Source organism: Extensimonas soli (genome assembly GCF_029211265.1).
Classification (GTDB): domain Bacteria; phylum Pseudomonadota; class Gammaproteobacteria; order Burkholderiales; family Burkholderiaceae_C; genus Extensimonas; species Extensimonas soli.
Window position 1 is genome coordinate 166,461 of the sequence record NZ_JARGEL010000032.1, and the last position, 25,198, is coordinate 191,658.

Below are 25,198 nucleotides of genomic sequence, written 5' to 3' on the forward strand. Positions count from 1 at the left end.
GATTCGCAAGCGTGCCCGCGTTTATTCATCGAACGCATCAACGGCCATTAAATCCATCGCGTCGTAGATTTCTACCAAAGAAGGTTGCGGCACAAATTCCCATATCCATACACCAGACCGATCTCGCCCGAAGTTGAAAGGCAGTGGTGTCCAGACGATCTCTTTTGCTTCGGTAGCTGCCACGCTACGGCGCGCCTTCGGACTGGCGCAAAAGTGCCCGCACCACGCCGGCGCCGATCTGGTCGGTGGGGTCCAGGCGGTCGAGCTGCGCCACCAGCGCCTGCGCGAGTGCGCGTTCGCCGCGGCGCAGGTGGATGAAGGCCAGGGCCTTGAGGGTGAAGAGCCAAAAGCGCGCCGCGCCCGGCGCGGCGAAGTCGGCGGCGCCTGGTGTCACGCTGCGCCAGTCGGCGGGCAGTCCGGCGGCTTGGGCGGCGGCCTCGAGGCCGCGGCGCGCGGCTTGCTGCGCCTGGTCGAGCTCGCCCAGGCCGGCGTGCAGTTTGTAGAGCAGGTAATGAATGGGCAGGCTCTGCGGCGAGCTCAGCGAGGCGGCCCAGAGCATGGCCGCGGCATGCTCGCGCGGTACTTTGCGCGCCTGCTCGACCCAGTGCGCCACGGCGGGCGCCACCGCGCCGCCGAACAGCTCCGTCGATTCGACGCCGGTGAGAATGTTCACCAGACGGCCCCGGGCGCGACCAGCCGTGCGACGGGCACGCCGCCCTCGAGGTGGCTCGTGAAGATTTCGGCCACGTCGGCTTCGGTCACGCCGCGGTAGAGCACGGCCTCGGGATAGACCAGCACGTTCACGCCCTGGTCGCAGGGCCCGAGGCAGCCTGAATAGGTGACCGCGCATTTTTCGTAGGCCTGGCGCTTTTGCTGTTCGGCCCAGAAGGCCTGCAGCACGGCCATGCTGCCCTTGCTGGCGCAGGAGCCGCGCGGGTGCTGCGGCGGGCGGTTTTGCGTGCAGACGAAGACGTGGCGTTCGGGTTTGGGCATGCGGCGCTCCCTGTGGTCAGCCGAACTTGAACAGGATGCCGTGCCCGCCGCGCGGGTACTCCCATTCGACGTTCAGGTGTTCGCTGCAGATGATGCGGCAGCTGCCGCATTCGAGGCAGCCGTCGGTGATCAGCGTGACGTTGCCGTTGCCCTCGCTTTTGTAGCAGGAGGCCGGGCAGATGAAGGTGCAGCTCTTGGCTTCGCAGACGTTGGTGCACACGTCGGCATCCTTGATCTTGATGTGCGGCCGCCCTGCATCGACGCGGTAGCGGTTCTGGAAGAGCTTTTCTTCCACATTGACGGTGAGCGTGTTCATCGTATGGCCTTCCAGAGTTTGTACGCATCGCCCACGAGCCCGGTGAGTTTGCGGGTTTTGCGGAAATGCGCGAAGACTTCGCGCTCCTTGCTCTTCTTGTCCACGCCATCGACCGTGATCATGGTGCGCGCCGCCTGCGCGACCAGGTCGGGGTAGGTGGTGAAGAACTGCGGGTTCTTGTGCATCACGGTGGGCAGGTCGCGGTATTTGCGCAAGTCCTTCATGACGAAGCTGTCGTCGAGCGCGGCCTTGTAGGGCTTGAGCGCATTGGCGTGAAAGCCCTTGCCGGATGCTTTGGCGGCGATCACCGTCTCGGCCGCAAGCCGCCCCGTGGTCATGGCCAGGTTGGAGCCCTCGCGGTGCGCCGCGTTGACGAAGCCGCCCGAGTCGCCCACGATCAGCCAGCCGTTGCCGTACACCTGCGGGATGGCGTTGAAGCCGCCTTCGGGGATCAGGTGGGCGCAGTATTCCTTCATTTCGCCGCCCTCGATCAGCGGCGCGATGGCCGGGTGGCGCTTCATGTTTTCGAGCAGCACGTAGGGGCTGGTGCGGTTGGGATTGCTCTTGAAGTCGGACAGCATGCAGCCCACGCCTATGGTCAGCGACTCCTTGTTGGTGTAGAGAAAGCCCGTGCCCATCATGCCGTCGGTGATGCGCCCCACCATCTCTATCACCACGCCCGACTCTTCGCCGACGTTGAAGCGCTGGCGGATGGTGTCTTCGGGCAGAAACAGGATTTCCTTCACCGCCAGGGCCACGTTCTGTGCCTTGATCTCGCCGTGAAAGCCGGCTTTGCGCGCCAGGGTGGAGTTGACGCCATCGGCCAGCACCACCACGTCGGCATAGACGTCGCCCTGCTCGCGGTCGCACTGCACGCCCACCACCTGGTCGCCGTCCATGATCAGGTGGTTGACCGTGGTTTCGCAGATCAGCAGGGCGCCGGCTTCGCGCACCTTGGCGCTGAACCACTTGTCGAACTGGGCGCGGATGATGGTGTAGCGGTTGTAGGGCGGCTTGTCGTAATCGGCGCTGCGGATGTGCGTGCCGACGAAGGAGCTGTCGTCGAGCATCCACATGCGCTGCTCGATGATGTGGCGCTCCAGCGGCGCGTCTTCGCGAAAGTCGGGGATGATTTCTTCGAGTGCCTTGGCGTACAGGATGGCGCCCTGCACGTTCTTGCTGCCGGGGTATTCCCCGCGCTCGATCTGCAGCACCTTGAGGCCGGCTTTGGCCATGGTGTAGGCGCAGGCGTTGCCCGAGGGGCCGGCGCCGACGACGATGGCGTCGAATTGGGAGGGTTTTCTCATCGTGCGCTCCTTGTGTGGCTCAGTGGATCAGGCCACTTGTTTGCTGCGCAGCGCCAGGTGCGCGGCGAAGGCTTGCGTCAGGGCGGGCACCACCTGCATCGCGTTGCCGACGATGCCGTAGTGTGCGAAGTCGAAGATGGGCGCGTTCGGGTCGGTGTTGATGGCCACGATCACGTCGCTCGACTCCATGCCCACGCGGTGCTGGATCGCGCCGCTGATGCCCGCGGCGATGTAGAGCTTGGGGCGCACCGTCTTGCCGGTCTGGCCCACCTGCCGGTCGGCCTCGACCCAGCCGGCCTGCACCACCGGGCGCGTCGCCCCGACCTCGCCGCCAAGCACGCGCGCGAGCTCGAACAGCAGCTTGAAGTTTTCGGGGTTTTTCATGCCCTTGCCGCCGCTGACGATCACCTCGGCATAGGGCAGGTTGATCTTGTTGCTGCTCGCGTCGGGGATGAAGTCCAGCAGCTTGGTGACGATCTGCGCCTCGGCCATGCCCAGGGTTTCCTGCACCACTTCGCCCGTGCGGCCTGCTTCGGCGCGCGGCATGGCGAGCACGCGCGGGCGCACGGTCGCCATCTGCGGCCGGTAGGCCAGGGTCATGATGGTGCACAGCAGCGAGCCGCCAAAGGTCGGCCGCGTGGCCGCCAGGGCCTTGGAGACGGGGTCTATGTTCAGCTCGGTACAGTCGGCCGTGAGCCCGGTCAGCAGCGTGGTGGCCACCGAGCCCGCGAGGTCGCGCCCCATGGAGGTCGCGCCCAGCAGCAGGATTTCGGGCTGGTATTTGTTGACCAGGTCGGTCAGGCCCTTGGTGAAGGGCTCGTTGCGGTAGCCCTTGAGCACGGGGTCGTGCACGATGTAGGCCTTGTCGGCACCGAAGGTGAAGGCTTCGGCGGCGTAGCTCTCCAGCGGCTCGTCGCTGCCGCCGAGCACGACCACGCCGACCTGGCTGCCCAGAAGGTCGGCGAGCTTGCGCGCTTCGCCCAGCAGTTCCCACGAGACGCTGTGCACATGGCCGCGGTCGTGTTCGACGAACACCCATACGCCCTTGTAGGCCTTGAGGTGTTCGGGCAGTTCCAGGTTGCGGCCGCGTCCGGCGGGGCGCTTGGCCGGCGTGGCAGGGGTGGTGGGGGCGTTCATGCTTGCTCCTTCATCAGCAGGTCGTTTTCCAGCGTCGGGTGGCGCGTGAAGATTTTTTGCAACAGGTTGAGCGACACGTCGCGCAGGTTCGAGGTTTCGAGGTCGAGCATTTCGGCCTTCTCGCTGCGCGGTGTGGGGCCGAAGACCTTGCTGACCACGGTGGGCGAGCCCTTGAGGCCGATCTTGTCGAGGTCTTCGATGCCGGCTTCTTCCTTGCTCCACTTGCGCACCGCATAGGCTGCCGCGTGCACCATGGCCGGCAGGCTGGCAAAGCGCAGCTCGTTGGTGTTTTCCAGCATGGTGATCAGGCAGGGCAGCGCGGTTTGCAGCACCTGCACGCCGCCTTCGGCGCGGCGCTCCACGGTGATGCGGCGCTGCTCGAGGTCGGTCTCGACGATGCGCGAGACGTAGGTCAGCAGCTGCAGGCCCAGGCGCTTGGCGATGCCCGGCCCCACCTGGGCGGTGTCGCCGTCAATGGTCTGCTTGCCCGTGAACACGATGTCCACCGCCTGCTCCCGGCCGATCTGGCGAATGCCCGCGGCGAGCGCGTAGGAGGTTGCGAGCGTGTCGGCGCCCGCGAAGGCGCGGTCGGTCACGAGCACGGCGTCGTCGGCGCCGAAGCTGATGCACTTGCGCAGCGCCTCCTCGGCCTGCGGCGGGCCCATGCACAGCACGGTGACTTTGCCGCCGAAGCGGTCCTTGAGGCGCAGCGCCTCTTCGAGCGAAAACAGGTCATACGGGTTGACGATGGCTGGTACGCCCTGGCGCATGATGGTGTTGGTCACCGGGTGGACGCGGATCTGCGCCGAGTCCGGCACTTGTTTGATGCAGACGACGATGTGCATGGGAGGCTCCTTGGGTTGTGGCGCTCAGGCCGCGGCGCGCGGAGGCAGGGAGGTGCGCAGGCTGTCGAGCGTGACGTGCTGCCGGCCACCTGTGTCCTGGAACACTTTGAAGACCTTTTCCTGCGCCGGGGTCGAGCGCACAAAGTCGGCGTAGGCCCGGGCCAGCTGCTCGCGGTAGGCCGTGAACAGCGCCAGCTCGTCCATTTCGGGGGGCAGGTTCTGCTGGCGGAGGTATTGGAAAAACCGCTTGAGGATGTGCAGGCGGCTGACGTTGACCACGCTTTGCTCGAAGGGCACGCCGAAGAACTGCAGAAAATCCTCGGCAGAAGACAGGGCCTTGATTTGTTGGATGAAGTTTTCCATGGGGCTCACTCCATAGCGGAAAGGGAAAGTGCTTGTTGCGCAAAAGCGGGCTCGGCGCAGGCGTCGTCGCAATGGCCGCAGGCGCTGTCGGTCGGCGCCTGGCCCTGGGTCTGCGCCAGCTGGCGCTCGAGCAGGGCCACGCGGTCCAGCAGGCAGGCAATGGCTTTGCCCACCGGGTCCGGGATCAGGTGGTGGTCGAGGTCGAAGCCGTGCGTGGTGCGCCGCCGCGGCGAGACCACGCGCCCCGGTATGCCCACCACGGTGGCGCCGGCCGGCACGGCCTCTATGACCACCGAATTGGCCGCCACGCGCGCGCCGTCGCCGATCTGGATGGGGCCGAGAATCTTCGCCCCCGCGCCCACCACGACCTGGTTGCCCAGGGTCGGGTGGCGCTTGCCGGTGTTCCACGTGGTGCCGCCCAGCGTGACGCCGTGGTAGAGCGTCACGTCGTCGCCGACTTCCGCCGTCTCGCCGATCACCACGCCCGCGCCGTGGTCTATGAAAAAGCGTGCACCTATGCGCGCGCCGGGGTGGATGTCCACCTGCGTGAGCCCGCGCGCCGCAAACGAGATCCAGCGCGGCAGGTAGCGCCAGCCGCGCCGCCACAGCGCATGCGCGATGCGGTACAGCGCGACGGCCTGCACGCCGGGGTAGATGGTCCAGACCTCGAGCAGACTGCGCGCCGCCGGATCGCGCGCGAGCACGCAGCGCACGTCCTCGCGCAGCAGCGCCCACCACGAGGGCGGGCGTGCCGCGCACGTTGCGCTGTTGGCGGTGCCACCGCTGGCGCTGCTTGCCGTGCCGGCCGCTGCAGCGGCGCCGTGGGCCGTGGCGGCGCGCGCGGCATCGGCTGCGGAGCTGCGCGCAGGGGCGGCTTCGGGCTGACGCAGGGATGCGCGCTTCATGCCAGGCCCCTTGGCGCCGCCGCGGCGGGCGCTTCGTTCAGGAAGGCGCGCAGGTCTTCGGGCGCGAGCGCCTGCTTGGCGCACAGGGCATGGCTGCGGATGCGCGCCAGCACGCGCCGCGTCAGAGCCTCGTCGTCTGGCGCCACGCCCAGCGTGCGCAGCGCGTGGCGCACGGCCTGCGTGCCCGAATGTTTGCCGAGCACGGTGCGCCGCTGGCGCCCGAGTTCGGCCGGGTCGAAGCCTTCGTAGGTCGTCGGATGCTTGAGCAGGCCATCGACGTGGATGCCCGACTCGTGCGTGAACACGGCTTCGCCGACGATGCTTTTGTTGAACGCCACCTGCCGGCCCGATGCCGCCGCCACCAGGCGCGAGATGGGCAGCAGCGCCTTGGGGTCCACGCCCGTGTCGGCGTGGTGCAGGTGGCGCACGCCCATCACCACCTCCTCGAGCGCGGCATTGCCGGCCCGTTCGCCCAGGCCGTTGACGGTGGTGTTGGCGTGCGTGGCGCCGGCGCGCAGGGCAGCGAGTGTGTTCGCCGTGGCCAGGCCCAGGTCGTCGTGGGCGTGGATTTCGATCTCCATATCGACGGCGGCGCGCAGCCGTGCGATGGCTTCGTAAGTGGCAAACGGGTCCAGCACGCCCAGCGTGTCGGCAAAGCGCACCCTGCTTGCACCGCAGGCCTGCGCGCGCTGCGCCACTGCGATGAGGAAGTCCAGATCGGCGCGCGAGGCGTCTTCGGCACCCAGCGAGACCTTGCGGCCGCTCGCTGCGGCCAGCGAAACCACGTGCGTGACCTGTGCGAGCACCCAGGCGCGCGGCTGCTGCAGCTTGTGTTGCAACTGGATGTCCGACACCGGCACCGAGAGGTGGATGGTGTCGGCCTGGCAGCGCAGCGCGCTGGCCAGATCGCCCTCGGTCAGGCGCCCCCAGACCATCAGGGCCGCGGGCAGCTGCAGGCGGGCGATGGCGTTGATGCCGGCGATCTCCTCTTCGCCCATGGCCGGAATGCCGACTTCCATCTCGCGTACGCCGGCTGCGGCCAGCGCTTGGGCGATCGCGCATTTTTCCTGCAGCGTGAAGGCAACCCCGGCGGTCTGTTCGCCGTCGCGCAGCGTGGTGTCGTTGATGGTGGGTGGGCGGGACATGGCAGGCATCCTTTTGCCTCTGTCATCGCAAACTGCATGCCATGCCGGTTTGCGCCTCTGCTTGTGGGTTTTGTGCGTTCGCCGGGCCCAGTACCGCGCCCAGACCGCCTGCGGCGCGACGGGGCATGTCGCAAATGTGCTGTTTCGGACAGCCGCCGTAGGGATGCAAGGGCCGGGAGTCTGGCGCGCGCCCCAGCGCGTCCCGTTGCTGTGCCGGGGCGAAGCGCAAAGACGCTTGGGGCAAGCGGGCCGGGGCGCCGAAAAATTTGCATGTTTTTGCCGCTTTGTGGAGGTGCATCAAGCACAAGCAGCTATTGGATTGATAGTTTCTGCGGCGCCCGCGCCCGCCTTCCTTGGCAAAGCTGCGGCCAGGGCAAGCGCGGTGGGTGCCTGAAATTTGGCATGTTTTTGCCACTTCACGCAGGTGCATCCAGCGTGAGCAGCTATGGTTTTAGGGGCGGCGTGCTCTTGCTGCGCAATGGCGGCGCAGGCCGCAAGTCGGCGGCGCAAGACGAACGCGCAAGCCTCAGCGCTCGCGCGCGTGGTTGCGCGTGTGGCGGGGGAATTCGATCAGCAGGTCGGTGTCGCGCAGCTTGACGCAGCAGGCCAGGCGCGACTGCGCGTCCAGGCCCCAGGCGTGGTCGAGCTGGTCGTTTTCTTCGTCGTCGGGGGCGGCCAGCGATTCGCCGCCGGCGCGCACATGCACGTGGCAGGTGGCGCAGGCGGCCACCATTTCGCAGGCATGCTCTATGGCCACGCCCGCGTCCAGCAGGCTCTGGCACAGCGAGGCGCCGCGGCGGGCTTCGAACGCCCGCCCTTCGGGGCAGAGATCGGGGTGCGGGAGCAGGCGGACGGTGGGCATGGGATGCACCGAAGTCAAACCAGGCTGTCCATGCTGCGCCCCGCGAGCGCCTGGTGGATGGAGGCGTTCATGCGGCGCGCGGCAAATTCCTCGGTCGCTGCGGACAGGGTGGTGGCGGCTTCGCGCAGGGCGGGCGTAGGGGCGTCGGTTTCGAGCATGTCGGCGAGCATGAACATGGCCTTGCGGATGGTGTTCTGCTCGGCCGGGGTCAGCAGCGCGCCGTCGGCAGCGAGCGCGGCCTGCGTGGCGTCGAGCAGGCGGCGCGCGTCCACCTGCGCTTCGCGCAGTGCGCGCAAGTGCATGTCGGCCGAGGACGCGGTGATGGCGTCTTGCAGCATGGTGGTGATGTCGGCGTCGCTCAGACCATACGAGGGTTTGACTTCCACATGGGCCTCGATGCCGGAATGGGGCTCGCGCGCCGTGACCGAGAGCAGGCCGTCGGCGTCGATCTGGAAGCTCACGCGGATGTGCACCGCGCCCGCGGCGGCTGGTGGAATGCCGCGCAGTTCGAAGCGCGCGAGCGAGCGGCAGTCGGCCACGGTTTCGCGCTCGCCCTGCACCACGTGCAGCGCCATGGCGGTCTGGCCGTCCTTGAATGTGGTGAAGTCCTGGGCTCGCGCAACCGGCAGGGTGGAATTGCGCGGGATGATTTTCTCGACCAGCCCGCCCATGGTTTCTATGCCCAGCGACAGTGGGCACACGTCGAGCAACAGCCATTCTCCGTCGCTGCTGTTGCCCGCGAGCATGTTGGCTTGCAAGGCGGCACCGATGGCAACCACCTGGTCGGGGTCGATGTCGGCGAGCGGCTCGCGGCCGAAAAAGTCGCGCACGGCCTGGCGTGCGATGGGCATGCGCGTGGCGCCGCCCACGAGCACCACGCCGTCGATCTCGCCGGCCGAGAGCTGCGCATCGCGCAGCGCGCGGCGCGTGGCCTGCAGGGTGCGGGCGATCAGCGCCGCGCCGAGCTCGGCAAACTGCGCACGCGACAAAATCGCCTGCAGCGCGGCACCCGTGCCATTCACCCCCGCCATCCCCGGCAAGGACAGCGCTGCCGATTCATGCTCCGACAAGGCCTCCTTGGCGCTGCGCGCCGCCGTGAGCAGGCTGCGCTGCTGGGCTGCGGGCAGCGCTTCGAGGGCCAGGCCGTGCCGGGCGCAGAACCAGCGCGCGATGGCGTGGTCGAAGTCGTCACCGCCCAGGGCCGAGTCGCCCCCGGTGGCCAGCACTTCGAACACGCCCTTGCTCAGGCGCAGGATGGAAATGTCGAAGGTGCCGCCGCCCAGGTCGTAAATGGCAAAAGTGCCTTCGGCCTGCTTGTCCAGCCCGTAGGCGATGGCCGCGGCGGTGGGCTCGTTGAGCAGGCGCAGCACCGTCAGGCCGGCCAGCCGCGCGGCGTCCTTGGTGGCCTGGCGCTGCGCGTCGTCGAAATACGCGGGCACGGTGATGACCACGCCGCTCAGGGGGCCGCCGAGCGCGTCTTCGGCGCGCACGCGCAACGCCGCCAGAATGTCCGCCGAGACCTGCACGGGCGAGCGCTCGCCCGCCACGGTGGCAATGCCGACCATGCCGGGCGCGTCCGTCAGCCGGTAGGGCAGGGCGGCGGCCTCTTTGACGTCCGCGAGCCGGCGCCCCATGAGACGCTTGACCGAGGCGATGGTGTTGTGCGCGTCTTCGGCCTGCAGCTGCTGCGCGGCGCGTCCGACCACGGTGCTGCCGTCGGGCAGATAGCGCACCACCGAGGGCAGCAGCAGGGCGCCTTGCGCATCGGGCAGCGCGCGCGCCACGGCGCTTTGCACGGTGGCGATCAGCGAGTTGGTGGTGCCCAGGTCTATGCCCGCGGCCAGCCGGTGCTGGTGCGGCAGCGCGCTCTGGCCGGGTTCCGCGATTTGCAGCAATGCCATGGCAAAAGCCCTGTGTTCTTGTGGTTTCAGACCGCGAAGCTCTCGCCGCAGCCGCACTGGGCCTTGGCGTTCGGGTTGTGGAATTTGAAGCCTTCGTTGAGCCCTTCGCGCACGAAGTCGAGCTCGGTGCCCGCAAGCATGGGCAGGCTCTTGGCATCGACGATGAGCGTGGTGCCGTGGCTTTCGAAGCACTGGTCGTCGGCATTGAGCGCATCGACGAATTCGAGCGCGTAGGCAAAGCCCGAACAGCCGCTGGTCTTGACGGCCAGCCGCAGACCAAGGCCGCGGCCGCGCTTGGCCAGCGAGCGGGCCACATGCTGGGCCGCCGCAGGGGTCAGGGAAAGAGACATGGCGTGCTCCCGTCGTTCACACAGAAAAGGAACTGCCGCAGCCGCAGGTGGATTGCGCGTTGGGGTTGTGGATCACGAAGCGCGAGCCTTCGAGGCCGTCTTCGAAGTCCACGCGCGCGCCCAGCAGGTACTGCTGGCTCATGGCGTCTATCACCAGGGCCACGCCTGCGGTGACGGTGATCGCGTCGTCCTCGGCCACCTGGTCGTCGAAGGCAAAGCCGTAGGAAAAGCCCGAGCAGCCGCCGCCGGTGACGTACAGGCGCAGCTTGAGCGCGGGGTTGCCCTCTTCGACGATCAGCTCCGCCACCTTGGCGGCCGCTTGCGGGGTGAATTCCACCAGCGGGGGCATGGCGCTGGCAGCGTTGGAGCTTGCAGGGGTGGACAGGGCTTGCATTTCGGACTCCTGGATGCGGGTAGGGGGATATGCGCCGGGCGCGGTGGGCTCAGCGGCTGCTGGAGGCGCAGGTGGGCTGCTCGGAAATCAGCGTTTCGCCGTGCGCCGTGCCGCTGGCCTGGCGCGCGCGAAAGTCGGCCACGGCGGCCTTGATGGCGTCTTCGGCCAGGATGGAGCAATGGATCTTCACCGGCGGCAGGGCCAGCTCCTCGGCGATGTCCGCGTTCTTGATCGCCAGCGCCTCGTCCAGCGTGCGCCCGCGCACCCATTCGGTGACCAGCGAACTCGACGCGATGGCCGAGCCGCAGCCATAGGTCTTGAAGCGGGCGTCTTCGATGACGCCCTGCGCATTGACGCGGATCTGCAGGCGCATCACGTCGCCGCAGGCGGGCGCACCGACCATGCCGGTGCCCACGTTGGCGTCGCTGGGGTCGAAGGCGCCCACGTTGCGGGGGTTTTCATAGTGGTCTATGACTTGCTCGCTGTATGCCATGGAAGTGCTCCGTGCGTCAGAAAGTGGGTGAATAACGAGGGTGGATGCTGCCGCGCGTCAATGCGCGGCCCACTGGATGGTGTCGAGGTCCACGCCCGCCTGCACCATGTCCCACAGGGGGCTCATGGCACGCAGGCGCTGCACGACCTCGGTCACGCGCGCGACCGTGAAGTCGATCTCTTCGGCGGTGGTGAAGCGGCCGAGGGAAAAGCGCACCGAGCTGTGCGCCAGCTCGTCGCTGCGGCCCATGGCGCGCAGCACATAGCTGGGCTCCAGGCTCGCCGAGGTGCAGGCGGAGCCCGAGGACACGGCCACGTCCTTGATGCCCATGAGCAGCGATTCGCCCTCGACGTAGTTGAAGCTGACGTTCAGATAGTGCGCTGCACGCTGCTGCGCGTCGCCATTGAGCACCACGGCATCGAGGGACTGCAGGCCGGCCCAAAGGCGCTCGCGCAGCGCGAGGATGCGCGCGTTGTCCGCCGCCATGTTCTCGCGGGCGAGCCAGAAGGCCTCGCCCATGCCCACGATCTGGTGCGTGGCCAGGGTGCCCGAACGCAGGCCGCGCTCGTGCCCGCCGCCGTGCATCTGCGCCTCGATGCGCACGCGCGGCTTGCGCCGCACGTACAGCGCGCCTATGCCCTTGGGGCCATAAATTTTGTGCGCCGACAGCGACATCAGGTCGATCGGCAACTGCTCCACATCCACGGGCACCTTGCCCGCGGCCTGCGCCGCATCGACATGGAACAGCACCCCCTTGGCGCGGCACAGGCTGCCCAGCGTGGCCACGTCCTGCACCACGCCGGTTTCGTTGTTGACGAACATCACCGAGGCCAGCACCGTGTCGGGCCGCAGCGCCGCGGCAAAGCGCTCAGGGTCGAGCAGGCCGTTGGCCTGCACCGGCAGCACCGTGACCTCGTAGCCCGCGCGTTCGAGCTCGCGCATGCTGTCCAGCACGGCCTTGTGCTCGGTGGCCACGGTCACCAGGTGCCGGCCCTTGGCGGCGTGAAAGTGCGCCGCGCCCTTGATCGCCAGGTTGTTGGATTCCGTGGCCCCCGAGGTCCAGACGATCTCGCGCGGGTCGGCGTTGATGAGGGCGCAGACCTGTTCGCGCGCCAGCTCGACCGCCTCTTCCGCGGCCCAGCCGTAGGCGTGCGAGCGGCTCGCGGGGTTGCCGTAGATTTCGGTCAGGTACGGCCACATCTTGCTGGCCACGCGCCGGTCCACCGGGGTGGTGGCGGCGTAATCCAGGTACACCGGCGAGGCAGCGTGGGGGCTGGAAGGACTGCTGGCAGACATGGCGGACTCCTCGAAAAAATGCGTGCTTGCCCTCCAAAACGCAATTTCGGTGCCAAGCGTTTTTTGCCGCTGTGCGGGCTTGGGCGCGCGTGGAATGTCGGCTTTGTCAGCCGCCTGCCGTGCGCGCGGATTCGCCCCTGTTTCGTTTGTCGTGGCCGCAGGTGCAAAAGCGGACAATGGCTGCCCGCGGTGGCGTGTTTATTGCTTGGTTTCGTACATTGATGCCCTGCAATACCTTTTTGGGTGCGAGTGCCCGCGAGCAAGCAGGGGGCGCTCCGGGGGCAAGCCCCCGAGGGTCAGTGCTTGAAGAGACAGAGGCCGATCATGGTGAACCCCCAAGTGTCAGAAGTCCGGCGTGAACTCCATGCCGTTTATGAGATCAGCAAGACGCTGGCAACGTCGCTCGACATCGGCAAAACCTTCCGTGAAGCCCTGAACTACCTGGTCTATGCCATGGACTGGCGCCGGGCTTTCGTGGTGCTCGCCGATGCCGACCAGGAGCTGCACGGTCTGTGCGCCGTCGGGCTTTCGCCCGAGGAGCAGCAGCGCCTGCACTTCCACAGTGGCGAAGGCATCGTGGGCCGGGTGTACGCCACGGGCGTGCCCGTGTCGGTGCCGGACGTGCGCGCCGAGCCGCTGTTCCTGAACCGCACCGGCGGCGCCGACCAGTCGCCGGATACCGGCGTGTCCATGCTGGCCACGCCCATACGCGCCGACCGCCGCACCGTCGGGGTGCTGGCCATCGACTACCTCAACCCGCACCAGCGCACAGCCTTCTACGAGCAGCTCCAATTGCTGCGCATGGTGGCCACGCTGATGGGGCAGGCGCTGCTGCTGCAGCGCAGCGTCAGCGCCGGAATGGACAGCATGCAGGACGAGGTGCGGCGCATGCACAAGGCACTGCACAAGCCGGTGCGCCAGCTCGACCAGGTGGTGGGCGTCTCGGCCTGCATGCAGGAGGTGTTCGACCAGGTGCACCAGGTGGCGCCGGCGCGCACCACGGTGCTGCTGCGCGGCGAAAGCGGCACGGGCAAGGAGGTGATCGCGCGCGCTATCCACAACCTTTCGCCGCGCAAGCGCGAGCCCTTCGTCTGCGTCAACTGCGCCGCGCTCACTGAAAGCCTGCTCGAGAGCGAGCTGTTCGGGCACGAAAAAGGCTCCTTCACGGGCGCGCAGGGCCAGCGCAAGGGCCGCTTCGAGATGGCGCACGGCGGCACCCTGTTCCTCGACGAGATCGGCGACATTTCGGCCGCGTTCCAGGCCAAACTGCTGCGCGTGCTGCAAGAGCGCGAATTCGAGCGCGTGGGCGGCACCACGCCCGTGAAGGTGGACGTGCGCCTGATTCTGGCCACCAACCGCAACCTGGAGCGCATGGTGCAGGCGGGCGAATTCCGGGCCGACCTTTACTACCGCATCAACGTCGTGAGCATCAACCTGCCGCCGCTGCGCGAGCGGCGCGAGGACATTCCGGCCATGGCGCGGCACTTTCTCGAACGCTTCAACCGCGAAAACGGGCGCACGGCCAGCTTCTCGCCCGCAGCCATGCGGGTGCTGAGCAGCTGCTACTGGCCTGGCAACGTGCGCGAGCTGGAAAACTGCGTCGAGCGCACGGCCACGATGGCGCACAGCGACCTCATCACCGACCTGGCCTTTCCCTGCCAGGAAAACCGCTGCCTGACCCAGGTGCTGCACCACATCGAACGCGAAGACGCCGTGCGCCCGGGTCGGATCGCGCAGATCCCCATCGCCGAGGTGCCCATGGCGCCGCCCGCGCTGCCTGCCTCGCCGGCCGCCGGCGTACCTGCCATGCCGGGCGAGGGCGCATCCGCCTTGCCGGGCGAAGACGCCGAGGCGAGCGCGATGGCACCCGCCAGCATGGCCGCGCCTGCCGACGGCAGACCAGACGGCAAGCCCGAGGGCGAGCGCGAGCGCCTGGTCTGGGCCATGGAGCGCAGCGGCTGGGTGCAGGCCAAGGCGGCGCGCCTGCTCAAAATTTCGCCGCGCCAGATGGGCTACGCGCTGCGCAAGCACGGCATAGAGGTGCACAGGTTTTGATGGCAGGTTTTCAGTGTGGCCTTTGTCGCATCATCGACAAGGCACGCGACAAGGCAGGCCGGCGGTGTGCCGTTTGCAGTGCCCGAGACCCGACAAAGCCTGCAAACCCGGGGCTGAAACCGGTGTAAACCAGCCCCAAAGCCCTGGCACGAATTTGGCAAAGGAAGCTCACACGCGGCCACGGTAGGACGCAAGAGAGGTTCCCATGCAAGCGAGCACATCCACGGCGCCCATGCAGGCACCGACCTATATAGGCATTGGCCAGATCAAGCCCCTGGGGGCTGGCCTCGACGTTCCCGCTGCTGGCGGCGGCTGCAGCAGCCACGGCGGTGAGGGCAAGGCCAGTTGCGGCTCCTCGGCCGGGCCGGACGACATGCCTCAGGAAATCTGGGACAAAGTCAAAAACCACCCCTGCTATTCCGAAGAGGCCCACCACCACTACGCGCGCATGCACGTCGCCGTGGCGCCGGCGTGCAACATCCAGTGCAACTACTGCAACCGCAAGTACGACTGCAGCAACGAGTCGCGGCCCGGCGTGGTTTCGCAAAAACTCACGCCCGATCAGGCCGTGCGCAAGGTGGTGGCCGTGGCCAGCGAAATTCCGCAGATGACGGTGCTGGGCATCGCCGGCCCGGGCGACGCACTGGCCAACCCAGCCAAAACCTTCGAGACCTTCCGCATGCTGCAGGAGCAGGCGCCCGACATCAAGCTGTGCCTGTCCACCAACGGCCTGGCGCTGCCCGACTACGTCGATGAAATCTGCAAATACAACGTCGATCACGTCACCATCACGATCAACATGGTGGACCCGGCGGTGGGCGAGAAGATTTACCCCTGGATCTTCTGGGAGCACCGGCGCGTGCGCGGTTACGAGGCCGCAAAAATTTTGCACGAGCGCCAGATGCTGGGGCTGGAGATGCTCACGGCGCGCGGCGTGCTCACCAAAATCAACTCGGTGCTGATCCCGGGCGTCAACGACGAGCACCTGTACGAGGTGAACCGCGAGGTGAAAAAGCGCGGCGCCTTTTTGCACAACATCATGCCGCTCATTTCCGAGCCCGAGCACGGCACCTATTTCGGCCTGAGCGGCCAGCGCGGCCCCTCGGCCACGGAGCTCAAGGCCGTGCAGGACGCCTGCATGGGCGGCGCGAACCTGATGCGCCATTGCCGCCAGTGCCGCGCGGACGCCGTCGGCCTGCTTGGTGAAGACCGCAGCGAAGAATTCACGCTCGACAAGCTGGATGCGTTGGACGTGGTCTATGACCTGGAAAAGCGCCAGGCCTACCAGGCGCAGGTCGAACACGAGCGCCAGGCCCAGCACGCCGCCAAGGAGGAGGCGCTGGCCGCGTCGCGCTCCCTGGCGGTGGCCGACGACGTCGGCGACGAGCTCAAGGTGCTGGTGGCTGTGGCAACCAAGGGCGGCGGCCGGGTCAACGAGCACTTCGGCCATGTCAGCGAGTTTCAGGTGTTCGAAGTCTCGGCCGCGCAGGCGCTGTTCGTCGGCCACCGGCGCGTGGACCTGTATTGCCAGGGCGGTTTTGGCGACGACGAACAGCTGCCTTCGGTGGTGCGCGCCATCAACGACTGCCATGCCGTGCTCGTGGCCAAGATCGGCGCCTGCCCGCGCGACGAACTGCTGGCCGCAGGCGTGGAGCCGGTCGATCAGTACGCGGGCGACTTCATCGAAAAGGCTGCGCTCGAATGGTTCAACGGCTACCGCAGCCGCATCGCGAGCGGCGCCATCGTGCACCAGCACCGCGGCGACGCGCAGATCCGCCAGGGTGCGTACACGCATGGCGCGGACCCGATGGCGCAGGCGGCCTGATCACGCTCTTTCGTCACCCGGTTCCCTGCACGTTTCCTTTTCCTTTTGCCACCCGAGGAGAGTCACCATGTCCATGAAGATCATTGCTTCCACCTGCACCGCCTGCTCGGCCTGCGAGCCCGAGTGCCCCAACGTCGCGATCCGCGAAAAAGGCGGGGTGTACGTCATCGACCCCAAGAAATGCACCGAATGCGAAGGCCAGTTCGACGAGCCGCAATGTGTGGCCGTCTGCCCGGTCGATGGCTGCATCGTCAAGGCCTGAGCGTTCATCCACAAGCCCACACGATCGCGCACACCCCCGCACAACCCCAACGAAGGCAGAGACACCATGTTGCCCAACGTCACGCTCACCCCCGCCGCCGCCAAATTCATTCAGCGCGTCCTGCGTTTTTCCGGCCTGCCGCCGACGGCGGGTTTCCGCCTCCTGGTCAGCCCCGGAGGATGCTCGGGCTACAGCTCGGAATTCAGCGCCGAAGCCGCTCTGCAGGACGGCGAACAGCTGCTCGAAGTGCAGGGCCTGCGCTTTTTCCTGCCCGCGCAAAGCCGGCTGCTGCTCGACGGCGCGACGATCGACTTCGTCGAGACGCCGACACAATCCGGCCTGAGCTTCAGCCACCCCGGGCAAGCCAGTTGCGCCTGCAGCAGCGCCGAAAGCGCTGCGCCCGGTGCCGCCGCCGGGGTGACGAAGATCGACGTGGGCACCATCGCGCGCGGGCGCCCGGCGTCTGCGGCGCTGGCCTCCTGAAAGCCGCGCAGCAGCAAGGACCAAGGGGCAGCACCATGGAGCACGGCCGCTGGGGATTCGACGAGGCGAGCGCGCTGGCGTTTGCCGAGGGCGCGCTGGGCGGCGCCGTGAGCCCCGAAGTGGACGCCCTGATCGCCCAGGCCGGCTTGCTGCGTGCACAGCCCGACGCTGCGCTGGCGCTGCTCGAGCGTGCGCGTGCCGCCGCGCCTCGGCACCCCGTGCCGCTGATTGCGCTGTACCGCTTTCACTTCTACGGCCACCGCCTGGCCGAAGCACGCGCGGCGGGTGAAGATGCGCTGGCTGTGGCGCGCATGGCGCTGGGGGCCGATTTTGGCGACCAGCCGCCCGCGGACGACGCTGTGCGCCACGACCCGGCGGTGCGCTTTTACCTGTTCACGCTCAAAGGGCTGGCCTACCTGAACTTGCGCCTTGGGGCGCTCGATGAAGCGCAGTACCTGCTGGGCGCATTGCGCCGCCTGGACCCGCAGGACCACGTCGGCGGCGCCTTGCTGGCGCAGGTGCTCGCGCGCCACCTGCAAGGCGACGCCGCCCTGGCGCAGGACTTGCCGCCCGAATACCCCTTGCGCGGCTGGAGCACCGCACCATGAACGCGCCCGGCCATACCCCCGCCACGCCCCTTTCCCGCCCCCGGCGCCCTCAGGATGTGCAAGCTGCGCCCGGCGACATCCCGGCACGCCACTGGCAGGGCGGGCCGGTCGATTGCAGCACCTGCGTGCATGCACCGCTGCGCGCACGCCACGGAGAGGCTGGACAAAAAGGCTGCGAGCCGGGCTACGCCTGCATGCAGGACGCCTACGCGCGCCGCATAGACCGCTTCTTTCGCTGGCACCCCGAACTGAGCGACGCGCAGCTCGACCACCCTTATTTCGAAGTGCGCGCCATTGCCGCGCGCTACGCCAGCGTGTTCCGCCTGGCGGCCCTGGTGGACGACCCTGACGAAACCGTGCGCATGCAGGTCGCGCTGCGCCTGCCCTTGGCGCAGCTCAAGCGCCTGGTTGCCGATCCGCACCGCGAGGTGCGCATCCGCGTTGCGCTGCGCCTGGCGCCGGCAGAGCTGGCCGCGCTGCGCAACGACCCCGACTACAGCGTGCGTGAGCGTGTGGCGCAGCGTCTGCCGCTGGCGCTGCTGCCGAGCATGGCGCACGACCCCGAGCGCAGCGTGCGCATGCGCGTCGCGCAGCGCCTGGAAATGCCCGCGCTGCTGCGCATGGCCGAAGACAGCGCCCCCGAGGTGCGCCGCATCGTGGCCGAGCGCCTGCCCGACGCGCTGCTGCCGCGCCTCGCGGGCGACGCCGACTGGCGCGTGCGCTGGGAGGTCGCCCTGCGCGCCCCACTGGCTGCACTGGCTGCGCTGACCGCGCTGCGCGACGACGCCGACCCCGAAGTGCGCCAGATGGTGCGCACACGCCTGCAAGCGCAGACCCGGCAAGTCCGGCAAGTCCGGCCAACGTGCGCGCCGGCCTTGGCGCCGCAATCGGTTCCCCAAGAGGCGGGGGCGTCAGACCCCTCCGGCCCCGCTGCCGCCCTTTGTGCAGGAGCCCACCATGGCTGACATCAACCGCGACGACAACGAAATCGAGCTGGCCGGGCCGCCGCGCTTTCACTACGGCGAGCGCGTGGTCTCGCGCACCGTGATCCGCAACGACGGCACCTACAGCGGCAAGGACATCGGCGACGTGCTGGTGCAGCGCGGCGAGATCGGCTACGTGGTCAACATCAACAGCTTCCTGCAGCAGTTCTACATCTACGCCGTCGATTTCGTCGATTCGGGCTGCCGCGTCGGCATGCGTGCCAAGGAGCTGTGCACGCTCGACAAGCTGCCCGAGGAAGTGCTGCAGCAACTGGGCGCCAAGGCCGCGGCGCTGGGCGAGTTGGGATTGGTTCCTGCAAAGACGGAGGAAGTATGAGCCTGGACACGAACTTCTCGGAACCGCGCGCGGCCTTGTACGCCTGGGGGCAGCGCGTGATCGCGCTCGATGACCTGTGCAACGACGGCAGCTACCCCGAGCGCGCGGCCGATGCCGTGCTTGCCGAGCGCGGCGCACTGGGCGAGATCGTCAACGTGGGCCACATGCCGGAGCACAACGAGCCGGTCTATCTGGTGCAGTTTCCGGGCTGCGTGATCGGCTGCATGGAAGAAGAAATCATCCCCGCCCCCGCCGGGCTGCTGCCCGAAACCGAGGAGGCGCCATGAGCGCCGCCCGGAGCACGCCCGCTGCCGCGCGCGCCGTCGTGTCGGCCGGGGCGCCGCAGGTGCGCGACCTGATCCAGACTCGCGTCGTGCGCGCGCTGCGCCAGCGCACGCGCTACCGCTACGTGCGCCCGCGCGTGTTGCGCGAAGGCCCGGGCTACCGCGTGGAAAGCCCCTGCTGCTCGCGCAACGTGGACCCTGTGGGCGGCACCATAGACATCGCGCTGCTGCTGCCCGATGGCGCGCAGCGCTGGTGCCTGCTCGCGCGCGACCACGCGCAGGGCCGCTGGACGCCCAAACTCGAACATGTGCCGCTCGCGCTCGCGCTCGACGCCCTGTGCGCCGATGCCGAGCGCGTGTTCTGGCCTTGATGCGGGCCGCGTGACATAGCCACGGAAGCCACGGAAGCCACGGAGCACAGAGCATGATCTATCTGGACCACAACGCCACCACCGCGCCGGCACCCGCCGTGCTCGAAGCCATGCTGCAGGTGCTGGGCAGCGTGTGGGCCAATGCCTCGTCGCAGCACGCACCGGGGCAGCAGGCGCGGCGCACGCTGGCCGACGCCCGGGCGCGTGCGGCGCAGGTGCTGGGCTGCAAACCGGCCGAACTCATCTTCACCAGCGGCGCGACCGAGGCCAACCACATGGCCGTGCGCGGCCTGCTGGCGGCGGCCGCGCCGGGGCGGCGGCGCGTCGTGTTCAGCCAGGTGGAACACGCGGGCCAGCTGCGCCTGGCGCGCGCGCTGGCCGCGCAGGGGGTACCCGTCGATACCATCGGCGTGCATCCCGACGGCCGGCTCGACCTGGAGCAGGCCGCCGCAGCGATAGGCCCCGAAACCGCACTGGTCTCGCTCATGGCGGCCAACAACGAAACCGGCGTGCTGATGCCCGTGGCCGAAGTCGCCGCGCTGGCGCACGCGGCCGGGACTGCGCTGCACGTCGATGCAACGCAGTGCATCGGCAAGCTGCCGTTTCGCTTTGCCGACAGCGGCGCCGCTGCCGTGTCGCTGTCGGCGCACAAATTCCACGGCCCCAAGGGCGTGGGCGCGCTGCTGCTGCGCCAGGGGCAGCCCTTCGTGGCGCAAACCCTGGGCAGCCAGGAGCGCGGACGGCGCGGCGGCACCGAGAACCTGCCCGGCATCGTCGGCATGGCCACGGCGCTCGAACTGCTGGGCGACCTGGCGGCCGAAGCCGCCCGGCTGCGTGCCCTGCGCGATGCGCTCGAGCGCGGGCTGGCGGCGGCGCTGCCGCGCGTGCATGTCTGGGGGCAGGCGGCGGAACGCCTGCCCGGCACCAGCTACCTGCGCTTCGGGCGCCTGGAAGCCGACGTGGTGCTGCAGCGGCTGGAGCGCCTGGGCGTGGCGGCGTCGTCGGGCGCGGCCTGTTCTTCGGGAGGCTCGGAGCCCTCGCACGTGCTGCGCGCCATGGGTGTGGCGCCCGCCGAAGCGCTCGCGGCGGTACGCCTGTCGATGGGGGCCAGCAGCACGGCGCAGGACGTGGACTACCTGCTGCACTCCCTGCCGCCGCTGCTCGAACCCCTGCTGCGCGAAGAACAAGCGCTGGCCGCCGCCTGAGTGATGCCTATCGATGTCTTTCGCACCGCACACCCCATTCCCTTCCCTTGCATCCCCCACCGGAGCCGACGATGAAAGTCATGATTCGCAAAAATGCCCAAGGCGTGCTGAGCGCCTACGTGCCCAAGAAAGACCTGGAGGAGCCCATCGTCGCCATGGCCCAGCCGACCATGTGGGGCGGGCTGGTCACGCTGGCCAATGGCTGGCAGCTGGAGTTGCCAGCGCTGCCCGCCGATACGGCCCTGCCCATCACGGTCGAAGCGCGGCGCCTGGCCTCGTCCGTCGAGCAGGAATAGGGAGCTGCACCATGGCCCTGACCCTCGAAGCCCTGCAGCAAGCGGGCCAACTCGTCGCCGGCGCGAGCACGCTGCGTGAGGCTGCAGCGCAATGGCGCAGCCGCTACCCCGACCTGCGCGTGGTGCTGGTCGATGCCATGGACCTGCGCGGCGAAACGCCGGCGCTGGAACTGGGCCCGCGCCGCGTCTATCTGGCCTCGTCCAACGGCCATTGCTGGCACATCACGCAAGCGCCGCAGGACGCCACGGCGCTGATCCTCACGCAGGACGAGTGACTCCCAAAACAGCAGCGCCACAGCAGGAGCCATCATGGACATAGACGTCATTTCTCTGTTCGAACCCGAGTGCGGCGCACGCGAGTCCGAATGTGTGCAGGCCGTGCTCGACTCCGGTCGCTGGAGCGACGGCCCCATGCTCGAAGCCTTCGAGCGGGCCTTTGCCGACTGGGTCGGCCGCCGCCATGCCGTGGCCGTGGGCAGCGGCACGCTAGGCACCTGGATCGCCCTGCGTGCGCTGGGCATAGGCCCGGGCGACGAGGTGGTGTGCAGCAGCCACTCCTGGCACCAGGTGGCGCAGGCCATCACCCTGGCCGGCGCCACCGCAGTGTTTGCCGACATCGACTACTGGAGCGGCAGCCTGAGCCCCGAAAAAGCCGCCCTCAAGATCGGCCCGCGCACCCGCGCCCTGCTCGCGGGTAACACCAACGGCCACCCCGCGGCCTGGGAGCCCCTGCGCACGCTGGCGCAGGCCCACGGCCTGCATCTCATCGAAGACAGCAGTGAGGCCCTGGGTTCGCGCTACCGCGGGCAGAGCGTGGGGACGTTTGGCGACGTGTCGGTGTTCGATTTTTCGCCGCCCTCGGCGCTGTGCACGGGCGAAGGCGGCATGCTGCTCACCGACGATGAGGCGCTGGCGCACGAGCTGCGCTATCTGCGCCAGCGCCGGCTCGCCGATCGCAGCTCGCTGTCGCTGGGTGCGCGCGTGCCCTTGCAGGCCGGCATGAGCGAACTCACGGCCGCGCTGGGGCTGGCGCAGCTCGCCGGGCTCGACGACCGGCTGAGCGCGCGCAAGCAGGTCGAAGTCTGGTACCACGAGCAGATGCAGAGCTTCGAGGGTGTCAAGCCGCCGTACCTGGCCGAAGACGTGCAGGAGGTGCACTGGATGCTGTATGTGGTGCACCTGGGCAAGCGCTTCACCGCGAGCGCGCGGGCGCAGATGGTCGACGACCTGCGCGCCTGCGGCATCGAGACGGCGGCCTACAGCCATCCTTTGCACCAGCAGTTTTTCTACATGCAGGCGGGCGACGCCATCGGCCGCCAGCGCGGCCTGCTGCGCGACACCGACCGCATCGGCGACCGCGCGCTGGCCCTGCCGCTGCACACCGGGCTGGACGCCACCCAGGTCAAATACATCGTCACCACGCTCAAGGACACCGCGACCAACGTCGGCGCCGGGGCGGCCATTTATCTCTGAACGCGCTCTGAACGCTCTGCGCTTTGCCATCCACCCCAGGGGAACATGATGAACACCACTCCCGCCATCCCGGAAATCGCCCGCCTGCTCGAAGCCGGCAGCGTCATTCCCTACCTCGGGCCCGACATGCTGGGCCTATGCGGCAATGTGCAGGTGCCGGCCACGCCGCTGGCGCTGGCCGAGATCATGACCGCCAAGGTCAGCGTGCCGCACAAGATCCGCAAGCGCCTGACGCAGGCCGCGCAGTTCATCGAAAATTTCAAGCACCGCAAGACTGTGGTGCACCTGATGAACGAGGCCTTTGCGAGCGCGCCGGCCCCTTCGGCCCTGCACCTGGCCCTGGCGGCATGCCACACGGGGCTGTGGGTGGACACCTGGTACGACGACACCTTCATGCACGCGCTGCGGCTGGCCCGGCCGCAGGGGGGCTGGGTGCAGGTGCAGGGCCTGTCGCAGTCGGAGCACTTCGGCCAGTGGACGCAGACCTACGACGCCGCGGGGCAGGCACTGCCTGACCCGGCAGCCAACCTGGCGGACAGCCCCGCCGCCATGCTCTACAAGCCTATCGGCGCCCACAGCCCGGCGGGCAATTACCTGGTTTCGGACTCCGACTACGTCGAAGTGCTGACCGAGATCGACATCCAGACGCCCATCCCGTCCGCCGTGCAGGCCTGGCGCAGCGGGCGCAGCTTTCTGTTCCTCGGTTGCCGCTTCGACGACCAGCTCACGCGCAGCTTCGCCCGCCAGATCATGAAGCGCTCGAGTGCGCAGCACTGGGCGGTGCTGCCCGACGAGCCTACGCGCATGGAGGCGCGCTTTCTGCAGGAGCAAAACATCACGCGCATCGCGATGCCGCTCGCCGGGTTTGCCGACGCGCTGGTGAGTGCGCTCCAGCCGGCGCTGGCGGCCTGAGCGGCTGAGGCACGCGGGTTTCCGGCCCGCGGTTTTTTCCACTTCCCACTCCCCCACTTCCACCTTACTTTTTTGCCATCATGACTACATTGACCACCCCCACCTCCGCCTCCACCACCTTGACGGCCATGACCGTCCTGCCCTCGGGCAAAACCTACGAGGTTCCCGCGGGCACTTCCTTGCTCCAGGCTTTGCTCGCCGTGGGCGAGAGCATCGTCAGCAAGTGCGGCGGCAAGGCCGAGTGCGAGAGCTGCCACGTCTTTGTCACTGCAGGCCGCAAGAGCCTGTCCAAAATACAGCGCGCCGAAAACGAAAAGCTCGATGGCATGGTGGGCGTCAGCTCCCAGTCGCGCCTGGCCTGCCAGGCCCTGCTGGGCAGTGAGCCGGTGACGGTGCAGTTGCTGTCTTCGACCTGAGAAGGGACTCTTCCCGGCGTCCTGCGCCTCCAGCGCCGAATCCTTTACGGTGCGCGGAGGGGCGGGAAGGAAGGTTACAATGCCGCTCCTGTGATGTTGCAAAGACATTGCAGTGCCACAAAGGCCGTTTGCTGGCAGTAGCCAGCAGCAAGCCAGGCCCGCCAAGGTTTTGATCGGGCCTTCTGTCTTCATGCCGCAAGACTTCATTCCTCGATAGCTCAGTCGGTAGAGCGCCGGACTGTTAATCCGTAGGTCCCTGGTTCGAGCCCAGGTCGAGGAGCCAAAAACTACAAAAATCAGCAAAAAATCCGCGCCAGTTCGCGGATTTTTGTTATGTACATCTATACGGGCGTGCGGCTTGCCTGAACCACAGCGAGAGGGATGCATCAAGCACATACGGCGCGCATTCCCCGAGCCATTTCCTAAGAGCCTATTTCAGTAGGGAACATGCCCCGCGTTGCGGTCAGGGGCGGATGGATGCAAGGCGCAGCGCGCTGTCCATGCTACATGCCCGGACAAGCGAGCCCAGATTGTCCATTAGCCATTTTCCGCGAGTTTGAGGCAAGCTATTGCCCATCGCCTGGCCGTGGGCGGCGACGCAGGTTCTAATGGATACCATTAGAAAAAGTCCTTGTAAATCATCAAGATAGGCGAAGGCCATGGCAGACCCAGTGCTTCAAGGTGACGGCTTTACGGTCAACTTCAGCAACCGCGAAGTGACGGCCTGGGGAGGGCTGGCGCTGTTCAAGCAAATGCTGGACAGCATGGGCTTTCGAGGTGCGGCAGCGGGCTGGGAATTGCCCCAGCCCAAGTCCAACCGCGGCTACGCGCCGCTGCAACTCATCGAACAATTCATCGTCTCGATCTGGTGCGGAGCCTGCCGCTTCGCGCACGCCGAGACGGTGCGCATGGGCAGCACCCTGGTGCGGCTCTTTGGCTGGAGCCGGGCGGCAGGGCACAAGGCCATCATGCGACTGTTCGGCCGCTTCGACATGCTCACCAACGAACGGGTGCAGGCCTAGGAGCCTGTCGGACTTTGGGCGTCGAAAGCGAGAATGCGCCCCAGCGAGGCCAGTTTTTGCCGGATTCGCAGTCCCATAGTGGTGCTATGGGGCAAGAAGACGGTAAAAAATGGGCCGCTGCGGCGCGTTCGCAGCCGACGATCCCAAAGTCCGACAGGCTCCTAGTGTAGTGTTCGACGCTATCTGCGACATAAAACCGCGTCTTTTCGGCCCAGGCCGCGTTGCAAATCCTCGCGATACCACCCGGTATCGCTGGGCGCATTCAAGCCCCAAGTGCAACAGGGTTGATGATATTGGTCCAGTAGGCCTGGAAGTCGAAAGTTCCCTGTGGCAGGAACAACTCCGCAGGGGACTTCCAT

At 67.7% G+C, this 25,198-nt stretch carries 34 protein-coding genes and 1 tRNA gene; 18 read left to right on the forward strand and 17 right to left on the reverse strand.

All coding sequences use genetic code 11. The features are described 5' to 3' along the window. Positions 1 to 21: 21 nt before the first annotated feature. From PYV55_RS15825 to PYV55_RS15900, 16 genes are all read right to left on the reverse strand, one after another. Positions 22 to 183, reverse strand: a complete 162-nt coding sequence (locus PYV55_RS15825; RefSeq protein ID WP_275853150.1) for a hypothetical protein — start codon at positions 181 to 183, stop codon at positions 22 to 24. A gap of 1 nt (position 184) precedes the next feature. After that, the gene (locus PYV55_RS15830) at positions 185 to 673 is read right to left on the reverse strand and encodes a hypothetical protein (RefSeq protein WP_275853151.1); all 489 of its coding nucleotides are present in this window, start codon (positions 671 to 673) and stop codon (positions 185 to 187) included. Continuing rightward, on the reverse strand, positions 670 to 993 hold the full coding sequence (locus tag PYV55_RS15835; protein WP_275853153.1) for a (2Fe-2S) ferredoxin domain-containing protein: 324 nt from the start codon (positions 991 to 993) through the stop codon (positions 670 to 672). Before PYV55_RS15835 ends, PYV55_RS15830 begins: the two co-directional genes overlap by 4 nt. A 16-nt stretch (positions 994 to 1,009) precedes the next feature. Beyond that, complete coding sequence (locus PYV55_RS15840) at positions 1,010 to 1,309, reverse strand: ferredoxin family protein (protein WP_144734347.1); 300 nt, start codon at positions 1,307 to 1,309, stop codon at positions 1,010 to 1,012. After that, on the reverse strand, positions 1,306 to 2,616 hold the full coding sequence (locus tag PYV55_RS15845) for an FAD-dependent monooxygenase (protein ID WP_275853156.1): 1,311 nt from the start codon (positions 2,614 to 2,616) through the stop codon (positions 1,306 to 1,308). Before PYV55_RS15845 ends, PYV55_RS15840 begins: the two co-directional genes overlap by 4 nt. A gap of 27 nt (positions 2,617 to 2,643) precedes the next feature. Further along, entirely contained in the window at positions 2,644 to 3,753 is a 1,110-nt protein-coding gene (locus PYV55_RS15850) for an electron transfer flavoprotein subunit alpha/FixB family protein (protein WP_275853158.1), read from the reverse strand. Continuing rightward, on the reverse strand, positions 3,750 to 4,598 hold the full coding sequence (locus tag PYV55_RS15855; protein WP_275853160.1) for an electron transfer flavoprotein subunit beta/FixA family protein: 849 nt from the start codon (positions 4,596 to 4,598) through the stop codon (positions 3,750 to 3,752). The genes PYV55_RS15850 and PYV55_RS15855 overlap by 4 nt, the downstream gene beginning before the upstream one ends. 24 nt (positions 4,599 to 4,622) lie before the next feature. Continuing rightward, complete coding sequence (gene nifW / locus PYV55_RS15860) at positions 4,623 to 4,961, reverse strand: nitrogenase stabilizing/protective protein NifW (protein WP_275853162.1); 339 nt, start codon at positions 4,959 to 4,961, stop codon at positions 4,623 to 4,625. Between the two features lie 5 nt (positions 4,962 to 4,966). Further along, a complete protein-coding gene (cysE, locus tag PYV55_RS15865; RefSeq protein WP_275853164.1) occupies positions 4,967 to 5,866 on the reverse strand; it encodes a serine O-acetyltransferase in 900 nt (299 codons plus the stop codon). Beyond that, positions 5,863 to 7,011 (reverse strand): homocitrate synthase, encoded by a 1,149-nt coding sequence (gene nifV / locus PYV55_RS15870; RefSeq protein ID WP_275853166.1) that lies wholly within the window; start codon positions 7,009 to 7,011, stop codon positions 5,863 to 5,865. Before nifV ends, cysE begins: the two co-directional genes overlap by 4 nt. Before the next feature lie 526 nt (positions 7,012 to 7,537). Beyond that, on the reverse strand, positions 7,538 to 7,873 hold the full coding sequence (locus tag PYV55_RS15875; RefSeq protein WP_275853169.1) for a 2Fe-2S iron-sulfur cluster-binding protein: 336 nt from the start codon (positions 7,871 to 7,873) through the stop codon (positions 7,538 to 7,540). Positions 7,874 to 7,887: 14 nt separating this feature from the next. Beyond that, complete coding sequence (gene hscA / locus PYV55_RS15880; protein WP_275853171.1) at positions 7,888 to 9,774, reverse strand: Fe-S protein assembly chaperone HscA; 1,887 nt, start codon at positions 9,772 to 9,774, stop codon at positions 7,888 to 7,890. A 26-nt stretch (positions 9,775 to 9,800) separates the two neighbouring features. Beyond that, entirely contained in the window at positions 9,801 to 10,124 is a 324-nt protein-coding gene (gene iscA / locus PYV55_RS15885; protein ID WP_144734370.1) for an iron-sulfur cluster assembly protein IscA, read from the reverse strand. A 16-nt stretch (positions 10,125 to 10,140) separates the two neighbouring features. Continuing rightward, positions 10,141 to 10,518, reverse strand: a complete 378-nt coding sequence (erpA, locus tag PYV55_RS15890; protein ID WP_275853176.1) for an iron-sulfur cluster insertion protein ErpA — start codon at positions 10,516 to 10,518, stop codon at positions 10,141 to 10,143. Positions 10,519 to 10,567: 49 nt separating this feature from the next. Further along, the gene (iscU, locus tag PYV55_RS15895; RefSeq protein WP_275853178.1) at positions 10,568 to 11,011 is read right to left on the reverse strand and encodes a Fe-S cluster assembly scaffold IscU; all 444 of its coding nucleotides are present in this window, start codon (positions 11,009 to 11,011) and stop codon (positions 10,568 to 10,570) included. Positions 11,012 to 11,068: 57 nt separating this feature from the next. Then, entirely contained in the window at positions 11,069 to 12,307 is a 1,239-nt protein-coding gene (locus PYV55_RS15900; RefSeq protein ID WP_275853180.1) for an IscS subfamily cysteine desulfurase, read from the reverse strand. Positions 12,308 to 12,631: 324 nt separating this feature from the next. On the opposite strand from PYV55_RS15900, the gene nifA reads away from it, so the two are divergent. The 16 genes from nifA to PYV55_RS15980 all read left to right on the forward strand — a co-directional run bounded on the left by nifA (position 12,632) and on the right by PYV55_RS15980 (position 24,100). Further along, the gene (gene nifA, locus PYV55_RS15905) at positions 12,632 to 14,362 is read left to right on the forward strand and encodes a nif-specific transcriptional activator NifA (protein ID WP_275853181.1); all 1,731 of its coding nucleotides are present in this window, start codon (positions 12,632 to 12,634) and stop codon (positions 14,360 to 14,362) included. Between the two features lie 205 nt (positions 14,363 to 14,567). Next, positions 14,568 to 16,187 (forward strand): nitrogenase cofactor biosynthesis protein NifB, encoded by a 1,620-nt coding sequence (gene nifB, locus PYV55_RS15910; protein WP_275853182.1) that lies wholly within the window; start codon positions 14,568 to 14,570, stop codon positions 16,185 to 16,187. A 67-nt stretch (positions 16,188 to 16,254) separates the two neighbouring features. Continuing rightward, positions 16,255 to 16,449 carry a 4Fe-4S binding protein gene (locus tag PYV55_RS15915; RefSeq protein WP_144735785.1) on the forward strand — a complete coding sequence of 65 codons (195 nt, stop codon included), beginning with the start codon at positions 16,255 to 16,257 and terminating at the stop codon, positions 16,447 to 16,449. A 66-nt stretch (positions 16,450 to 16,515) separates the two neighbouring features. Beyond that, the gene (locus PYV55_RS15920; RefSeq protein ID WP_275853186.1) at positions 16,516 to 16,932 is read left to right on the forward strand and encodes a HesB/IscA family protein; all 417 of its coding nucleotides are present in this window, start codon (positions 16,516 to 16,518) and stop codon (positions 16,930 to 16,932) included. 35 nt (positions 16,933 to 16,967) lie between these two features. Further along, positions 16,968 to 17,540, forward strand: a complete 573-nt coding sequence (locus PYV55_RS15925) for a hypothetical protein (RefSeq protein ID WP_275853188.1) — start codon at positions 16,968 to 16,970, stop codon at positions 17,538 to 17,540. Continuing rightward, positions 17,537 to 18,505: a 4Fe4S-binding leucine-rich repeat protein gene (locus PYV55_RS15930; protein WP_275853190.1), complete on the forward strand. Its 969-nt coding sequence runs from the start codon at positions 17,537 to 17,539 to the stop codon at positions 18,503 to 18,505. Before PYV55_RS15925 ends, PYV55_RS15930 begins: the two co-directional genes overlap by 4 nt. After that, the gene (locus PYV55_RS15935; RefSeq protein ID WP_275853191.1) at positions 18,498 to 18,860 is read left to right on the forward strand and encodes a nitrogen fixation protein NifZ; all 363 of its coding nucleotides are present in this window, start codon (positions 18,498 to 18,500) and stop codon (positions 18,858 to 18,860) included. The genes PYV55_RS15930 and PYV55_RS15935 overlap by 8 nt, the downstream gene beginning before the upstream one ends. Next, complete coding sequence (locus tag PYV55_RS15940; protein WP_275853192.1) at positions 18,857 to 19,147, forward strand: nitrogen fixation protein NifZ; 291 nt, start codon at positions 18,857 to 18,859, stop codon at positions 19,145 to 19,147. The genes PYV55_RS15935 and PYV55_RS15940 overlap by 4 nt, the downstream gene beginning before the upstream one ends. Then, positions 19,144 to 19,515, forward strand: coding sequence for a DUF3024 domain-containing protein (locus tag PYV55_RS15945; protein ID WP_275853193.1), 372 nt, complete (start codon positions 19,144 to 19,146; stop codon positions 19,513 to 19,515). The genes PYV55_RS15940 and PYV55_RS15945 overlap by 4 nt, the downstream gene beginning before the upstream one ends. 53 nt (positions 19,516 to 19,568) lie before the next feature. Then, complete coding sequence (locus tag PYV55_RS15950; RefSeq protein WP_275853194.1) at positions 19,569 to 20,720, forward strand: cysteine desulfurase family protein; 1,152 nt, start codon at positions 19,569 to 19,571, stop codon at positions 20,718 to 20,720. Between the two features lie 71 nt (positions 20,721 to 20,791). Beyond that, entirely contained in the window at positions 20,792 to 21,016 is a 225-nt protein-coding gene (nifT, locus tag PYV55_RS15955) for a putative nitrogen fixation protein NifT (protein WP_275853195.1), read from the forward strand. Positions 21,017 to 21,027: 11 nt separating this feature from the next. Continuing rightward, the gene (locus PYV55_RS15960; RefSeq protein ID WP_275853196.1) at positions 21,028 to 21,291 is read left to right on the forward strand and encodes a hypothetical protein; all 264 of its coding nucleotides are present in this window, start codon (positions 21,028 to 21,030) and stop codon (positions 21,289 to 21,291) included. A gap of 34 nt (positions 21,292 to 21,325) precedes the next feature. Further along, on the forward strand, positions 21,326 to 22,489 hold the full coding sequence (locus PYV55_RS15965; RefSeq protein WP_275853197.1) for a DegT/DnrJ/EryC1/StrS family aminotransferase: 1,164 nt from the start codon (positions 21,326 to 21,328) through the stop codon (positions 22,487 to 22,489). Between the two features lie 48 nt (positions 22,490 to 22,537). Further along, positions 22,538 to 23,401 (forward strand): SIR2 family NAD-dependent protein deacylase, encoded by an 864-nt coding sequence (locus tag PYV55_RS15970; protein ID WP_407066815.1) that lies wholly within the window; start codon positions 22,538 to 22,540, stop codon positions 23,399 to 23,401. An 80-nt stretch (positions 23,402 to 23,481) separates the two neighbouring features. Then, on the forward strand, positions 23,482 to 23,817 hold the full coding sequence (locus PYV55_RS15975; RefSeq protein WP_275853199.1) for a 2Fe-2S iron-sulfur cluster-binding protein: 336 nt from the start codon (positions 23,482 to 23,484) through the stop codon (positions 23,815 to 23,817). 207 nt (positions 23,818 to 24,024) lie between these two features. Further along, positions 24,025 to 24,100 (forward strand) — tRNA-Asn (locus PYV55_RS15980). A gap of 180 nt (positions 24,101 to 24,280) precedes the next feature. On the opposite strand, the gene PYV55_RS15985 is transcribed toward PYV55_RS15980, so the two are convergent. Beyond that, entirely contained in the window at positions 24,281 to 24,478 is a 198-nt protein-coding gene (locus tag PYV55_RS15985) for a hypothetical protein (protein WP_275853200.1), read from the reverse strand. Between PYV55_RS15985 and PYV55_RS15990 the strand changes: the two genes are divergently transcribed. Together PYV55_RS15990 and PYV55_RS15995 are read left to right on the forward strand one after the other, a co-directional pair. Beyond that, positions 24,477 to 24,839 carry a hypothetical protein gene (locus PYV55_RS15990; protein ID WP_275853202.1) on the forward strand — a complete coding sequence of 121 codons (363 nt, stop codon included), beginning with the start codon at positions 24,477 to 24,479 and terminating at the stop codon, positions 24,837 to 24,839. The genes PYV55_RS15985 and PYV55_RS15990 overlap by 2 nt on opposite strands. A 14-nt stretch (positions 24,840 to 24,853) precedes the next feature. Further along, the gene (locus PYV55_RS15995; protein ID WP_275853204.1) at positions 24,854 to 25,009 is read left to right on the forward strand and encodes a hypothetical protein; all 156 of its coding nucleotides are present in this window, start codon (positions 24,854 to 24,856) and stop codon (positions 25,007 to 25,009) included. The last annotated feature ends 189 nt before the right edge of the window (positions 25,010 to 25,198 follow it).